This is a genomic window from Pseudoduganella namucuonensis (genome assembly GCF_900116645.1).
Classification (GTDB): domain Bacteria; phylum Pseudomonadota; class Gammaproteobacteria; order Burkholderiales; family Burkholderiaceae_D; genus Rugamonas; species Rugamonas namucuonensis.
Window position 1 is genome coordinate 1 of the sequence record NZ_FPBO01000057.1, and the last position, 16,265, is coordinate 16,265.

A 16,265-nucleotide genomic window follows, 5' to 3' on the forward strand; every position below is an offset into this window, starting at 1 on the left:
TCTGGACTTCGTTCCCGCCGTGCCGGGCGGCGCCTTGTTGAACAAGGTGGCCACGCTGTTCCCGGTGGACGCCAGCGGCAAGCCCACCAAGAGCAAGACCGACGCCTTCCGCGGCCGCCTCGCGCCCAGCGACCTGCGCAAGCTGTACCTGCCCAGCCACGACCGGCACTACCTGGTCACCTGCGAGCTGCACTGCGACGTGCCGGGCTTCCCCAGCGTGCCGCGTCAGGAAGTGTGCCAGGCCGGCTTCGTGGTGCGCCGCCGCGGCGCCGTCGTGCCGGCGGGGATGGAGGCGCAGGTCGCCTCGCAGGTGCTCACGGTGCGCAAGGCCGAAGCGGACTACGCGGAATTGCTGACGCTGGACGAGACGGCCAAGCTGCACGCGCACGCGCCGGGTGAGCTGGCCAATGTGCTGAAACGGCAGCAGGACCTGGCGCTGGCGGCGGCCCAGCCGGGCTGGGCGGCCCTGCTCGCGGCGCGGCGGGCGGACGTCTCCGCCAAGCGCAAGGCGCTGCAGGACTGGTACGCCGCCAACAACATCGCCGTGCGTGTCGAAGGCTGGTTCTCCGACCTGGTGGACGGCAGTCCCGGCAAAAAGCTCGGCCATTGGCAAACGCTGGCCGGCGACGCGCAGCGGGCCGACCCGGAGCAGGCCGGGGAAAGCGTGTTCCCCATGTATCCGCTGGTGCCGGATCCGCGCGACAAGGAGCACGACGCGGCGGGCCGCACCCAGTACTACGGCTCCGTGCCCACGGCCAGCCTGACGCACGACAGCGCCGGCCATCCCCGCTTCGACGACCACAGCACCTACGAGATCGTGTGCTTCGTGCGGCGCCACAAGCCATGCTGCCCGCGCCGGAACACGGTGCCGGACTGCCGGGGCGAGGTCGTATGGGCGCCCGCCACCGAGGCCTACCGCCTGGCGCCGCCGTTCGACCTGGTCGGCACGTCGAACCGGCCCATCACCATCAAGATGCCTGACTTGCGCGAACTGGCGGCGCAGGCGGCCAGCCGTCCACGCGGCAGGTTCTCGCCGGTGCGCGTGCTGCAGCCGCAGCACCTGTGCGCCAAGGTCAAGGACGGCGTGCCGCAGCCCTGCGACGTTGGCGGCGAGGCGATCTGCTTCTTCTCGATACCGCTGATCACCATCGTGGCGCTGTTCGTGCTGAACATCTTCCTGCCCATCGTGGTGATCGTCTTCCAGCTGTGGTTCCTGCTGGTGTTCCGCTTCTGCATACCGCCGCGGATCGCGCTGGGTGCGGGAGTGGACGCCGCGCTGGCGGCCCAGCCGCCGGGCGTGGACCTGGACGCCGACCTGGGCATCGAGGTCGATGGGGTGGAGAAGACCGCCGCCGAGATCAACGCGCTGCTCAAAACCAGCCTGGCCGTGCGCATGGCCGACGAAACCGGTGAAACCGGGAGCATCCTGGAAGGGAAACTGGCGGGCTTCTCCAACAACGCGCTGGGCGTGCTGTCGCAGAGCATGGAGGACGCGGAGCACCTGCCCGACGATCCATCCAAAGTGCCGCCGGATCTCGACGCGGGCGCGGAACTGCAATACGAGCCGCACCGCGAGCCCGAATGGAGCGCGGCGGAGGGGAGCCGGGTATGAACGACCAGTTCCGATTCCAGCGCCTGGGCGGCGGCCAGGGTTTGCCCTTGATCCCGCGCGACGGCCGCTTGCCGGTGGTGGCCGGGCCGGAGAAGGTCCGCCAGAGCATCTTCATCATCCTGGACACGGAGCCGGGCGAGCGCGTGATGCTGCCGGAATTCGGCTGCGGGCTGCGGCGCTTCCTCATGCATCCCAACAACGGCGCGACCCGGGCGCAGATAGAACGGGAAATCGGCCTGGCCCTGCAGCAGTGGGAGCCGCGCATCAAGGTCGCCCAGATCGACGTGAGCGGCGCCGACGATCCGGCGCTGGTGCTGGTCGAGATCCAGTACATCCATACCCTGGACGGCCGGCGCGACTCGCTGGTCTATCCCTTCTACCTGGAGTAGGTCCATGACATTCAGGGAGCGTGCATCATGCCTTTGATCGTCCCGGTACTCGATGACCGCGGCTTCGAACAGCTGCGCAAGGAACTGGTGGACCGCATCCGCGTGTTCAACCCGGAATGGACGGACCACAACCGCAGCGATCCCGCCATCACGCTGCTGGAGCTGTTCGCCTACCTGGGCGAGGGCCTGCAGTTCCGCTTCAACCAGATTCCGGAGGCGACGCAACTGGCCTTCCTGCGCCTGCTGGACTTGCCGCTGTTGCCGGCCCGCGCGGCCACCGCGCTGCTGCGCTGCCGTACCCAGGCCGCCGGCGGCGTCGCGGTCTACGGCGGCGACCAGGTCAAGGCCGGCAAGACGGTCTTCACCGTGCGGCACGACGCCTCGCTCTGGCCGCTGGATTGCGTGGCGGTCGCGCGCCAGCGCCTGCTGGCCGAGGACAGCGGCGCCGCGCTGCAGGAATTCGTGCAGGGGCTGGACGAGGAGCTGCACGTGGCCGTGCAGGCCAGCATCGACGCCATCGCCGCCGCGCAGCCCGGCGTGGAACAGGTGGCCCCCTACCGCAACGCCGTGCTGGAGCCCGACGCCAGTACCCGGCCGGTCGATTTCGCCAACACCGTGGACGGCTGCGTGTGGATCGCGGTGCTGAAGGACTACCCCGAGCCGGCGTCGCCGGCCACCCATCTGCAACTGGCGCCGGGGCGCGCGCTGTCCCTGTCGCTGGGCTTCGCCCCGGCCAGCGAGTACCCGCTGCTGGAGGAAGTGCAAGCCTGCCCCGGCACGGGCGGCCGCCGCGCGCCCTCGCTGGAATGGCGCGCCAGCGCGCTGGCGCTCAAGGCCGACGGCACGCCGCGCTATCTGCCGGTGCGGGTGGCGGGCGACACCAGCGGCGGCTTCACGCAGGAGGGGGTGTTGCGGCTGGAACTGCCCGCCGACCTCGCGCAGCTTGGCGTGCCCGCCGCGCCGCCCGAACTGGCGGGCAGCGGCGAGTTCCCTCCGGTGCTGGACGACGACCGCGCCGAACGGCTGTGGTTCTGGCTGCGCGCCTGGCGTGGGGACGCGAGCCGCATCGGTCCCGTCAAGCTGTTGACCCTGAACGCGCTGGCGGTCGAACAAAGCGTCGCCGCGCTGCCCGAGCTGCTGGGCGGCGGCAATGGCCAGCCCGGCCAGCAGTTCCAGCTGTCGAACCGACCCTTGCTGCCGGACGCGCGCTATCCGGTCGAGCTGCAAGTCGAGGAATCCGGCGTGTGGGCCGACTGGCAGCAGCGGGAAGACCTGGACGCGAGCGACGCGCTGGACCGGCACTTCACCGTGGACGCGGAGGCGGGCACCGTGCATTTCGGCGAGCGCTTCCCGCAAATCGGCGAGCGGGTGCGGGTGATGAAATACCGCCACGGCGGCGGCGCCGTCGGCAACGTGCCGCCCGGCGCCATTTCCAAGTTCGGCGACCTGGCCGGGCCGCCTCCGGTCCCGCCCATGCAGCGCCCGGGGAGCGACGTAAAACTGAGCAATCCCTTGCCGGCGCAGGGCGGCGTGGACGGCGAGAGCCTGGAGGCCGCGCTGCGCCGCATTCCGGGCGAATTGCGGCGCCGCGGCCGCGCCGTTACGCGCGACGATTTCCGCGAACTGGCGATGATGACGCCCGGTGTGGAACTGGGCCGGGCCGAGTGCCTGCCGCTGTTTCACGCGCCGGACCGCAGCAGTCCGCGCGCCGGCACGGTCAGCGTGATGGTGTGGCCCGCCAGGGACGCGGCGCATCCCAACGCCCCGGTGCCGGACCGCTACCAGTTGCGCCGCGTGTGCGAGTGGCTCGACACCAAGCGCCTGATCACCACCGAGCTGTTTGTCATTCCGCCGACCTACCGCCGCATCGCCATCGCGCTGGCCGTCAAGGTCAGGGACGGCTATGGGCTGGACGCGGTGCGCGACTGGGTCGAACTGATCCTGCGCCAGTACCTGGCCCCTTTGCCGCCCTACGGCCCGGAAGGCGGCGGCTGGCCGCTGGGACGCCGTGTGCTGGACCGGGAACTGGAGGGTGTGGCGATGCAGGTCGAGGGCGTGGAATATGTCGAGGGGCTGCGCCTGGCCGGCTTCCAGGCCGGCGCCTGGCAGGAGCTGCAGGCCGTGCCGATGATGGCATGGGAGGTCCCCGAGGTGGCCGCCGTGTCCGTGGTGGACGAGCAGACGCCCGTTCCCGATCCCGCGCGCGGCATCGGGCCGCCGCCGACCACGCCGGCGGTGGCGGTCCCCGTGTTCAAGGAGGAGTGCTGACATGCGGCTGATACCGGACAATGGAACGGTGCTGATGCGCGGCCAGCCGCACTGGCTGCGCTGCGCCTTCCAGCAGACCGCGCTGGTGGACGACATCGTCACGCTGGCGCCCGCGGGGGCGGAAGGCGGCGAGGAGCCCGGCGGCGAGGAACCGTTCACGGGCGGCTTCGCCGGCATGGCTTTCGACAGCCACTGCCGCCTGTTCCATCCGGTGCCCGGGGAAGGCCGCGTCGAGTACGTGCTGTGGGGCCGGGAAAGCAGGCTGGCGGTGCATGACACGCAGCCGCGGCCTTTCGAACTATCCGTCGCCGACGAGGTGGAGGGCGAGGAACTGCCACAGCAACCCGTGGCGCTGGCCTGCGACGAGCGCGATTATCTCTACATCGCCGATCCCGCCGCCAAGGCGGTGTGGCTGGCCGACACCTGGCAGCAGGAAATCGCGCGCCGCGTCGATTTCCCCAGCCGCCCGCTGGACCTGGCGCGCCAGGGCGACGGCGTCTACGTGCTGCTGGACGCGCCGGGCTGGATGCGTTTGGCCCCCTGCGACGAGCCGGAGGCGCTGCCGTGGCCGGAAGAGGTGGAGGATGCGCACAGGCTGGTCGTCACCGCCGACGGCCGCGCGTTCGTCCTGTGCGACGCCGGCACGGCGGACGCCGAGGTGGTGTGTCTGCAGGAGCCGGCGCTGCGGCTGGAAACGCCGTTCTGCACCGACTTGCTGGTGGCCGAGGAGCATGCGGAATTCGGCGCGCTGTTCGTGTTCGCGCGCCGTCCGGGGGAAGACTTCGTGCGGCGGCGCCTGAAAGGGCGCGGCTGGGCGCCGTTGACCGGACTATACGCGCCGCAGTACGACGGCCGCGGCATCGCGCGCGCGCCCGACGGCCGCATCGCCTACTGGAGCGCGCGCGGCCCGCGGCACGCCGCGCCGGCGCGCACACAGTACGAACGCAGCGGATGGCTGTTCGGCTTCGCGCTGGACAGCGGGCTGGATCAGAACCGCTGGGGCGCGCTGAGCGTGGAGGCCTGCATCCCGGACGGCACCCGCATCCGGTTCCACGCGCTGACCCGGGACGATCTGGATTTCGGCGATCCCTTGCCGCGCACGCCGCCGGCCGGGCAGGACGTGGCCGAGATCGCGCAGCCCACCGTCACGCCGCTGCCGTCCATGCTGGCCTGGCAGTACGAGGAAACCGGCTGGGAGCTGTACCGCGACGACGCCGTGCGGCTGGCCGGCCCGAAAGCGGCGCCTGGCTACGCGCGCTACGAGGCGCCGGTGCACGCGCCTCCCGGCCGCTACCTGTGGCTGGTGTTCGAGCTGACCGGCACCAAATCGAAAACGCCGCGCCTGCGCAGCGCGCGCGCCGCCTATCCCGGGCATACGCTGCTGCGGCAACTGCCGCGCACCCTGTGGCGCGACCCGGAGGCGGAGGACTTCCTGCACCGCTACCTGATGTCGCCGGCGGCCATGCTGGCCGAGTGGGGCGACGTGTCGCAGACCCGCCAGCGGCTGCTGAATCCCCGCGGCGCGCCGGCCGAAGTGCTGGACTGGCTGGCGTCCTTCCTGGGCCTGGCGATGGACCATTGCTGGTCCGAGCGCGCCCGGCGCCAGATGATAGAGGAGGCAGCGCGCCTGTTCCGGGGCCGGGGCACCTTGTGGAGCTTGCGGCGCATGCTGGAGATCCTGACCGGCGCGCAGGTGCTGATACTGGAAAAATTCCGCACCAGGGGCGGCGGCGTGATAGGCAATCCCGAGGCCACGTCGTCGCAGGCGGTGCTGGGCGTGGGCTTCCGCGTCGGCGGCGCCATCGGCGAGGTCAGCGAAGTGGGGCTGGACGTGCCGGGCGCCGACGACGGCGGCATTCAGTTCGACCAGTACGCGCACCGCTTCACCGTCACCATCGTGGCCAGCATGAGCGAGGAGCAACTGCGCTGCGCGCGCCAGTTGGTGGAGGTCCACAAGCCCGCCCACACCATGTTCGACCTGTGCACGGCGGATGCCGGCACGCGCGTGGGTGTCGGCCTGCACATCGGCCTGGCCTCCGTGGTGGGCGACAGTTCCGGCTTCGAGCAGGCCGTGGTCGGCGACTCCGTGCTCGGCAAGGGCTACCTGCTGGGGCGCCCCGGGCTGGACCGCGGGCCGGACGGCGGACAGGGAGGCTGTCCATGATCACCTTCCATATCGCCCGCTGGAACAACACCTATCGCAGCAGGCATCCGCTGCCGGCCGGCCTGAGCGCGCAATGGGACACCGGTCTCTTGCAACTGGCCGAGGGGAACGGCCTGGCGCAAATGGGCGACAGCGATGAATGGGTGCTGGTGCGCCGCCTGGCGCTGAGCACGCGCATGAGCGCCGAGGGCAGCCAGGTGGAGGCGGGACTGGCCTGGGAGCAGGCGCTGGCGAAGTCGCTGCGGCAGGCGCTGGACGAGGGCGGCCCGAACGTCGTGCGCTACCGCGACCGGCGCGAAGCCGTGGCCGACATGGTCTACCGCGCGGCGCTGGGCGACGGCGCGCGGGCCTGGGCCTGGCGCCGCATGGGCCTGATCAGCGACGGCGCCTTGCCGGTGACGGGGCTGCGGGCGGCGGCGTGGCGGGCGCTGACATCCGAGCGCGAAGGCATTTGGCCGTTGTTGACAAGGCTGCTGTTCGCCGAAGCCCGCTGCGGCGCGTGGACCGCGCTGATGCGCGCCTTGCCACCGGAGATGTGGCGGGACGTGCTGGGCGGCTGCCTGCAAACCAGGCCATACACGTTGAGCCAGCCGCTGGCCACGGACGATAGCCAGCACGCGCCCGGCATGTTCGACACGCCGGGCGCCACGGCCTTGCTGTCCTGGGTCCGGTCGCAGCCCGTGCTGGCGCAACGTAACGGCGAGACGCTGGCCTTGCTGCTCGCGGCGCTCGGCCGGATACATGGCTTGCCCGCCGGCGCGGACCCCGCCGCTTCCCCCGCGGCGGTGCTGCTGGCCGCGCGCCGCATGCTGGCCGCATTCCTTCCTTTGTCCGCGCCCGCGCTGCGCCGCAAGTGGCCGCCCCGGGACGGCCGGGATGCCGATGGCGCCCGTTACAGGAAAGCGCATGGTTCCCGTGCCCGGCCCGAGAGCGAGCCTCCCCGGGATGCGTCGGCCCCGTCGTCGCGGGCTACCGCGACGAGTTCCGAAAGCGCACGGCCGGAGCCCACCGGGCAAGGTATCACTGGCGATGACCCGCGCGCGGCGGGGCAGGGCGAGGCATCGGGCGCCGCCGAGGACATGCCCGAGCCCCCCGCCTTGCCCGACTTCGCGGAGTGGCAGCAAACGTCGTGGGCCGGCCTGCTGTTCCTGCTGCACCTGATGCCCGCCGCCGGGGTGTTGTCGCATCCCTACGTCAGCGCGGCCACGCCGGTGTTCATGTGGCGCCTGGCGCTCGCGCTGCGAGTACCCCTGGACGACGCGGCGGTCCGCGCCTTTTGCGGCGGCTGGCTGCCCGGCGCGGCAGAACGCAGCGCGCCGGGCTCGCAGTGGGCGGAGGCGGACGCGCTGGCGCGCCGCACGGTCGGCGCCTGGGAGCTATGGCTGGCTGAAAAGGCGCCCGACCTGGAATCGCCAAGGCTGGCCGCGGTCTGCCGCCGGATTGGTCGGATACGCTTCGAACCCGGCTGGATCGAGACGCATTTGCCGCTGGACGCGGCGGACGCTCGGCTGCGCCGCCTGGCGCTGGACCTGGACCCGGGCTGGCTGCCCTGGCTCGGTTGTGTCGTGAGGATCTGCTATGACTGAACAACTACGCGCCACGCCGCAACAACTGGCGCAGCTTATTCGGAACCGCACCCGCCTGGAGGCGGCTATCGTGTCGCTGCGGCTGTGCGTGTCGGTGGCGCGCCGCTTCGGCCTCGGGGTGGACCTTCAATCGGCGGCGCGGCCGGAAGCGGCCGGGGCGTCGGGCGAGGTGCCGGCAACTCCGCCGGACGCGCTGCGGTCCGCGCTGCGTTTCGCGCGGGATCACGCCGAGGAGATGGGCGTCAACTGGTCCAATCTGCCCGATTGGCAAGCCGAGCGCCTTCGTCTGCGCGAGCCCGGCGACCTGCATCCGGTCAGCCGCCTGGCCGCCGTCTCCGGCGAACCCGCCTGGAGCGCGCTGATCGTCGACCTGGTGCTGTTGGCCGGCTTGCCGGAACTGCACGAGGGCTACGCGGCACTGTTCCGCCAATTGCATCCACAAGGCGAACCCTATCCGACGGTGGCGATGGCGCTGCACTGGACCGAGGACGAGGCCCGCGCCGGCGGCGCGCCCGCCACCCTCTACGCCGCGCGGGACGCCATCGAGGACCTGCTCGTGCATTCACGCCTGGCCCACGTGGGGCTGCTCCGCCTGGAGGGCGAGGGACCGTGGCACTGCCGCACCATGCGTCCCGGCCCCGGCGTGTGGTCCGCCTTGATGGCGCGCGCGCCGCAAGGCGACGGCGGCGACCTGCTGGCCGGCGTGCGCTCGGTGCCGGGCCTGGCCGCATGGCTGGCCGAACCCGAAGTACTGCGCGCGGCGCAGGCGCTGGCGCGGGGCGAACCCTGCATGGTGGCGCTCACCGGCGGCAACGCGGCCATGCGCGCCACCCGGGCGCGCGCCTTGCTGGGCGCGGCGGGCGCCACCGCCATCCACGCCGCCATCCAGCCGACCGATACGCCCGCCGCCCGCGAACGCGCCGCCACGGACGCCTACTGCTGCGCCTTCATGCACCGGGCCATACCCTGGCTGGACCTGCATTCCGATGGCGAGCCAGGCACTGGCTGGCCGCGCGCGCCGGCCCGCCGGCTGCAATGGGACCTGCCGGTGCTGGCCACCGCCCAGACCGAACGCGCCTTGCCCGACCTGCGGCTGCCGCTGCTGACGCTGGCCGTGCACGGCCTGCCGGCCACCGCGCGCCGCGCCTTGTGGAGCAGCCTCCTGCCGCAAATGGCCAGCCACGCGGGCGCGCTCGCGGCCAGCTATCCGATAGAGCCCGACGAGGCGCTGGACGTCGCCGCCGATCTGGCGCTGCGCCAGCAGGTCGAGGGGCGAGCCTTGGAACTGTCCGACATAGGCACCTGCCTGCGGGCGCGCACCGCCTGGCACGCGCGGCCCGGCGTCACCCGCGTGCAGCCGCGCGCCGACTGGAACAAACTGCTGTTGCCGCAAGCGGGCGGGGAGCAGTTGCGCGAGGCCGTGCGGCGCGTGCACCAGCAAATGACGGTGCTGGACGACTGGGGCTTCGAGCAGGGAAGGTTGGAGCGGCGCGGCCTGCGCATGCTGTTTTACGGCCCGCCCGGCACCGGCAAGACACTGGCCGCCGAGGCGATGGCGCGCGCGCTGGGTGTGGACATGCTGGTCGCGGACATCGCCAGCCTGGTGTCCAAATGGATAGGCGAGACCGAGAAGAACCTGGCCGCCGTGTTCGAACTGGCCGAACGCGCCCGCGCGCTGCTGGTGTTCGACGAGGCGGACGCCCTGTTCGGCCAGCGTACCGAAAGCAACGACGCCCACGACCGCTACGCCAACCTGGAAACGGCCTTCCTGCTGCAAAGGCTGGAACGCTACGAGGGCGTGGCCATCCTCACCACCAATCTGCGCAGCAGCCTCGATAGCGCTTTCACGCGGCGTTTCGAATTCATCGTCGAATTCCCGGAGCCGGACCTGGCGGCCCGCCTCGGCCTGTGGCGGCTGCACCTGCCGTCGTCGGCGCCGCTGGCGCCCGGGGTGGACCTGGATCAGCTGGCGCAGTGGTACGCCATCACCGGCGCCCAGATCAAGAACGCGACACTGGCGGCGGCCTTCCTGGCCGCCGCCAGCGGCAACGCCATTAGCCAGCAGCACTTCCTGCAGGCGATAGAACGCGAGTACGACAAGGCGGGCAAGGCCCATCCGGGCTTTCCGCCACAGCGCGCCGAAACCACCCCATATCCGCACTAGGAGGCCGTATGCCCATGACACTGACTACCTACTGGACCAATGAACTGTCCGCGCTGGCCGCCGTGCTGGCCGCGACCCAGGCCGAGCTGAACACCTCCCGCACCGGCGCCCGCGACGCCGGCGTGGCGCTGGCCACCGCCGCCAGCAAGGCGCAGGCGGCCAAGGAGGCGGTCAACACCGCGCGGCGCAAGCTGTCCGGCGCGGCCATGCCGGCCGACGGCGAGGCTTTGCTGGACGCGATGCGCGCGGCCATCGCGGCGTGGCGCCAAGCCGTGGCCGACCACGCCGCGCAGGCGGCCGCCACGCAACAGGCCGAGGCCAGGCGCGACGCGCTGCAACTGCGCGCAGACACCCAGCAAGCCGCCCATGACGAGGCGTCCCAGGCGCTCGAACGCGAGACGCGGCAAACGGTGCAGCGTTCGGCCTGGGTGCTGGCCGCGACGACACCGCCCGTCGGCGACCTGCCCGGGCAGGCCGCAGCGGCGCTGACGGCGAACGAGGCGGCCGCCACCACGGCCGTGGAAAACGACTTCCCCGCCAACGCGGATCCCGACAAGAGCTTCCTGGGCCGCGCCCGCGCGCGCCGCCTGCTGGCGCAAAACGTGGCGGGCGACGCGGCTGACCTGGCGGCGGCCAGCGTCGCCGCGAGCACCACCTGGAGCGAGGCGTCCACCCGCAAGAAGGACCTGGTGGCGCGCAAGCAGCGTGAATTCGACGCGGCGGTGGAGCACCTGCGCCGCTTCGCCGAGTCGGCGCCGCGCACCATCCAGGCCATCGCCGACCTGGCCAGGCTCGCCACCGGCCCGTCCGTGCTGACGGCCGAGGAGCGCGCCGAGTTGATCACGGCGGACGCCACGCTGGAGGGCGACCGCGAGGACGCTCTGGCACTGCTGACCACGCGCGACGAGGCGCAGGAAGAGCTGCAGCAGGCGCAGGCCGCGTACGCGGACGCGCTGGCGATCGCGCGCATCGCCTCGCCGGACAAGACCGACGCGCAGCTGCGCGCGGCCGACGCGGCGCTGCAAACGAAATTCGACGCCATGGCCACCAAGGCCAGCGCCATGGTGGCGGCCGACACGGCGATGGGCAACGACGCCGACGGCACGCCGCGCAGCATCCTCAAGATCTGGTTCGCGGCGGTGCCGGACGCCTTGTGGGAGCAGCTGGACAAGCTGGATAACAGCCTCGCCATCCTCGGCGCGGCGAAAGCGACCGTGCCGGCGAACCTGGTGACGGCGGTGGAAACGGCCGAGGACGCGCTGGCGGTGGCGTTGAGCGCCGCCCGCATCGAGGCGCGCCAGATCGCCGCGCGCGAGCAGGGGCTGGCTTCGCTGCACGCGGCGGCCAGCGCGGCGGCCACGCTGTCCGGACGGCGGGAACAGGCGGCGCAGCGCTATCTGGCGCTGGCTTAGGAACGAACGGCGGGTCCACGGACCGCGAAACATTGAAGGGGAGGCGGCATGGGCGCGAAAGATGCACTCGATTGCGGTTGCCAGGGCGGCGCCGGCGAGGACCGCTGCGGCGGCAGCCTGCCGGACAGCCCGCGGTGCGCGATCAATTATCACTTCGGCATGCTGCTTGGCGTGGAGGACTTCCGCGCCGAACAGGGCTTCAATGTCGGCCGCCTGCGCCGCCACCAGCGCGCGCTGCACGGCCACGGTGTGGTCTGGGGCTATCCGGTGACGTTCGCCCCCGAACGCTTCGAGCTGCGGGTGGGGACCGGCTACGCGCTGGACCCGCTGGGCCGCGACCTCGAACTGCCCGCCACGCAGTGCGTCAGCCTGCCGGCCTGGTGGCGCAAGCACCGCGACGACGAGGAATTCGAGGACATCGCCAACAAGGACGACGCCACCTTCGACGCGGACGTGATGCTGGGCTATTCCACCTGCCTGTCGCGTCCCGTCCCGGCGCTGGCCGATCCCTGCGCGGACGGCAAGGCGGACATCGCCTATTCGCGCATCTGCGAAGCCATCCAGCTCACACTGGCGCGGCGCGACGCGGCTCATCCGGCGCCGCCACCTCCGCCGGAGGGCTACCATCTGCTGCGCCTGTTGCTGGACCTGGACGAGGTGCACAACGGCCCCGATGGCCAGCCGCTGCCGGACGACCAGTGGCTGCTGGACCAGATGGACGCCATCGACGCGCTTCCGCCGGACCAGCAGGACCAGGCGGAGGACGCGATGTGGCGCGCGGCCCTGGCCCGCGCCGCCGCCGCGACCACGGCGCCGGGGGCGGGGCTGGCCGGCGAGCAGTTGCTGCTGCCGCTGGCGCGGCTGAGCGGTGTGCATATCCACCTCGACGCGGGCGGCTGGAAGGCCGAAGTCGGCGGCATCGATATCGACGACCGGCCCACGCTGCTGCCCACCGGGCTGCTGCAGGACGCCTTGCTGGCGCCGGGCGTGGCCGGGCCGGAACTCCCCGCCGGTCCGGTGCTGGTGGCGGACGGCGCGGCGTTGGCGGGCGCGGAAGTCACACTGACCTTCAACCAGCCGTTGGCCCCGGCCAGCATCGCGGCGGCCGCGTTCGCGGCCAGCGAATTCGTGGAAGCGAGCGGCTGGCAGCCCTTCACGATCACCGCCGCGCCGGTCGCGGCGGACGGCGTCAAGCTCACGCTGGACCGTGTTCCGGCCGGGCCGCTGCTGCGCGTGACCGTCATCGGCACCGGCGCCAGCCCCTTGCTGTCGGCCGCCTTCATTCCGGCCGGCGCGCTGGACGCGGACGGCGACGGACAAAACCTCACAACCACCATCCGGCAGGAGTAATCATGGCCAACAATAGCGAAGCCGTAGCCAACGTCGTGCTGGCATTGCAGGACGGCGTGGCGCATATCGAGCAGGGCACGCCGCTCACGCGCCTGCATTACTTCGATGGCAAATTCCTGCGCGCGGACGCGCTCACGCTGGAGCAGGATTACCACCGCACGCTGGTGCGCCTGGCGAACCTGGCAGGCGGCTGGGGCGTGGTGCACGGGCTGGGCATAGGCCTGTCCGGCGCCAATCTGACGGTGGGCGCCGGCCTCGCGATCACCCCGGCCGGCAGCACCGTGCTGTCCAACCAGTCTTTCAGCACGCCGCTGGCGGACCTGCTGAAGACGGCCAAGCCCGCGCCGCCGGGGGGCAACGCCGCCTTCGGCCACTGCGACGGCGACGACGACCCGGCGACCGCCGAGGCGCCCACCAGCGGCATTTACGAAATCACCGTCGGGCCGCTGGAGGGCCTGTGCGGCAACGAGGCGGTGTACGGCAAGCTGTGCGAGGACGCCTGCGTGACCGACTCCCAGCGCCCCTACTGGCGCGAGGGCCTGGTTTTGCGCCTGCGCCCCATCACGCTGTCGCTGGCCGATAGCGGCGCGGCGCCGGCGGAGGTCATCCACCTGCGCAACCGGGTCGCCTCGGCCTATTTCGCCGCCGAGCCCTGGCTGGCCAGCTCCCTGTTGTCCGCCGCCGGCCTGGCCGGCGGGGTGTGGTGCAATCCGGCCCAGTTGTATGGCCGCGACGAGGTCCCCATCGGCCTGTTGATGCGCGAAGGGACCAGCATCAAGTTCATCGATGCTTGGAGCGCGCGGCGCGAACGCATGGACACCCAGGCGCGCGGCTATTGGCAGGGGCGCATGGCCATGCGGCCGTGGAACGTCTTCATCGCGCAGATCCTGCAGTTCCAGTGCCAGCTGTCCGGCCTGTTCGAGGCGGGCCAGCCGCTCCCGCCGGCCGACGATTGCGACCAGTTGCGCAAGCTGCTGGACAAGACGCGCAAGGAACTGGAAAGCATGTTGAAGCGCTATGGCGAAAGCACCAAGAAGATATTGATGCGCACGGAAGGCAAGGCGTCGGTCAAGGAAATCGAGTCCGTGGCCAATCACGTCAGGGCGTCCTACGCGGAGCTGGACGGCCTGACCTTGTCCCTGGCCGACGCGGGCCTCGGCCAGGGCGCGCTGCCGCGCCAGCGCATGCTGCTGCGCGCGGGCTTCTTCGAATTGCCACCGGCCGGCTACCTGCCGGTGGATCCCAAAACACCGGTGGAGGACCAGTGCGCCCGCATGTTCGGCGAAGGCGTGCACCTGCATTACCACGCGGTCCGCAAGGACGAGATCGGGCACCTGGTCGAGGAGGCCCAGCACCTGGATCGCATTTCCCTCACGCGCGGCCTGGACAACCCGGCCGCCATCGAGCGGGTCGAGATCTTCGTGCCGGACGGGCTGGCGAGCGACGCGCAGCCGGCGGCGGCCGGCACCTGGTGGCGCACGGAACTCGATTTCCGCGCGGTGCTGGCGTTGATGAAAGTGGCGCCAGCCGAGGGCGATGGACAGCAGCCGACCCAGGCGCCAACCGCCTCGCCGACCGGCGCGCCCACCACGGCGCCGTCGGGCAAGGCCAGGAAAGCCGCCGCCTCGGCCAAGGCCGCGCAGGAGATGCACCGCGCCGGTTTCGCGAAGGGCCTGCAAAGCATGGCGCTCGGACGCCTTGAATTCATGTTCGATGGACTCACCCGCGGCAACAAGGGCGAGGAAAGCGGCTACGCCTTCACCCTGGTGGTGGTGGCCGAGCTCAAAAAGGGCGCGGCCAATGGCGCCGGCGCGCGCATCGCCATCTACATCGCCGGCGATATCGGCAGCGATCCATTCGATCTGGACCTGGGCGGGGAAACCGGCGTGAAGGCCGAACTGCGCATGGCGGCCGCCGAAGGCAGCGGCGTCACGCTGGGCGGCACGCTGACCGTGCTGGACCTGCGTGCCAATGGCGGCGAGGAGGAGCGCCTGGTGCAACTGGACATCCACGCGATCGAAGGCACGGCCGGGGTGCCGCCCACCACCCAGGTCAAGCGCATGCGCCTGCATCTGCGGCGCGGCGGGGACGCCAGCACCGGCATCTTCCTGATCGACGACGACAAGGACGACCCGTCCAGCAGTCCGGTGTTGTTCGACTGGGACGAGTCGCCGCGCCAGGCGGCCATGTATATCGCGGCCGAGGAGGATGGCGGCAAGGACGCGGCCGCGAACGATGCGCCCCTGCCGGACCAGCGCGTGATGAACCTCACCGGGCTGGCCGCCATGCCCGCCCCCGCGTCGGCGATCGGCGCGGCGACCATGTCCGCGCTGGCCGGCCTGGCCGAGGCGACCGACGACCCGGCCTTCCTGCTGCGCGCGCGCCGCCGCATGTTTCCCACGCTGGAGGCGCCCAAAACGCAAACTGTGCGCGCGCTGCACGACTGGGTGATGTTCCGCCGCGCCCGCACCCATTTGTGCGCCCCGGCCTGCGCGCAACCGATGGATGCCGCCTTCGAGGCCTTCCAGGTGTGGCATTTGCGCCTGGAGGACGCGGGCCAGGCGCAAGCGCTGGCCGAGGCGCTGGACAAGGGGGACGAGAAAACGCTGAACCAGTTCGACTTCAAGAAGGTGGGCATACTGCGCTACCGCGGCGAGAGCTCCTTCTCCGAGGAGCAGGCCGGCGCGGTGCTGGGCATGTGGACGCCGGCGCAGCCGGGGCCGAAGGTACTGCTGGGCCGCGTATGGGAGGGCGAGCCCACGGCGGGCCAGGGTTGGCAAAACCATTTCCGCGTGCGGAACATGCTGGACCAGATCGCGTCGCTGACCGAGCCGCCGCCACGTGGCGACAGCTCGATCGCGGCGATACCGCTGCCGTCGCCGAAACTGGGCGACAGCGCGCTCGATGGCGGCATGCTGATCGTGACTTCCGGCCAACTGAAGGTGCGCAAGGGGCTGGCGGTGTTGGCGCCGTTCGATCCGCCCAACCACCATCCGAACAAGGAATCGCCGCACGCGCCATTCGAGTACGGCGGTGGCGACACCAAGGCGCTGCAGGAATTCATCAAATCGCTGCCCGAGGACCAGCCCGGCGGCCTGACATTGGCCACCGTGCAGGCGCTCGACCTTCCAGACGCGCAGAAGCGGCTCGACGCGGTGGTCGACCTGATGGTGGCCATGGGCCGGTCCAACATTTTGCAAGGCCACCGGCAGGTGATGAAACTGAGCGCGTTCGACCACGAGCAGCTGGTGAGGGCGCTGGAAGTGAAGCCGGAGGACTACGACGATATCCTCTTCTTCGAACCGGTGTTCCCGGGGTGA

9 protein-coding genes are annotated in these 16,265 nt (G+C 71.3%); all 9 read left to right on the forward strand.

Annotated elements, in window-relative coordinates; genetic code table 11:
• The coding region (locus BM436_RS37365; protein ID WP_177307745.1) for a hypothetical protein at nucleotides 1-1,612 on the forward strand (1,612 nt) is incomplete at its 5' end.
• On the forward strand, nucleotides 1,609-2,001 hold the full coding sequence (locus BM436_RS33730; RefSeq protein ID WP_093561133.1) for a GPW/gp25 family protein: 393 nt from the start codon (nucleotides 1,609-1,611) through the stop codon (nucleotides 1,999-2,001). The genes BM436_RS37365 and BM436_RS33730, both read left to right, overlap by 4 nt.
• Nucleotides 2,002-2,028: 27 nt before the next feature.
• A complete protein-coding gene (locus BM436_RS33735) occupies nucleotides 2,029-4,269 on the forward strand; it encodes a putative baseplate assembly protein (RefSeq protein WP_093561135.1) in 2,241 nt (746 codons plus the stop codon).
• 1 nt (nucleotide 4,270) lies between these two features.
• Nucleotides 4,271-6,433: a phage tail protein I gene (locus BM436_RS33740; RefSeq protein WP_093561137.1), complete on the forward strand. Its 2,163-nt coding sequence runs from the start codon at nucleotides 4,271-4,273 to the stop codon at nucleotides 6,431-6,433.
• Nucleotides 6,430-8,019 (forward strand): hypothetical protein, encoded by a 1,590-nt coding sequence (locus BM436_RS33745; RefSeq protein WP_093561139.1) that lies wholly within the window; start codon nucleotides 6,430-6,432, stop codon nucleotides 8,017-8,019. Before BM436_RS33740 ends, BM436_RS33745 begins: the two co-directional genes overlap by 4 nt.
• Nucleotides 8,012-10,183, forward strand: coding sequence for an ATP-binding protein (locus tag BM436_RS38615; protein WP_093561141.1), 2,172 nt, complete (start codon nucleotides 8,012-8,014; stop codon nucleotides 10,181-10,183). Before BM436_RS33745 ends, BM436_RS38615 begins: the two co-directional genes overlap by 8 nt.
• A 14-nt stretch (nucleotides 10,184-10,197) precedes the next feature.
• The gene (locus BM436_RS33755) at nucleotides 10,198-11,595 is read left to right on the forward strand and encodes a hypothetical protein (protein ID WP_143133444.1); all 1,398 of its coding nucleotides are present in this window, start codon (nucleotides 10,198-10,200) and stop codon (nucleotides 11,593-11,595) included.
• Between the two features lie 48 nt (nucleotides 11,596-11,643).
• Nucleotides 11,644-12,945: a hypothetical protein gene (locus BM436_RS33760; RefSeq protein WP_093561144.1), complete on the forward strand. Its 1,302-nt coding sequence runs from the start codon at nucleotides 11,644-11,646 to the stop codon at nucleotides 12,943-12,945.
• Between the two features lie 2 nt (nucleotides 12,946-12,947).
• Nucleotides 12,948-16,265 (forward strand): PT domain-containing protein, encoded by a 3,318-nt coding sequence (locus BM436_RS37370; RefSeq protein ID WP_093561146.1) that lies wholly within the window; start codon nucleotides 12,948-12,950, stop codon nucleotides 16,263-16,265.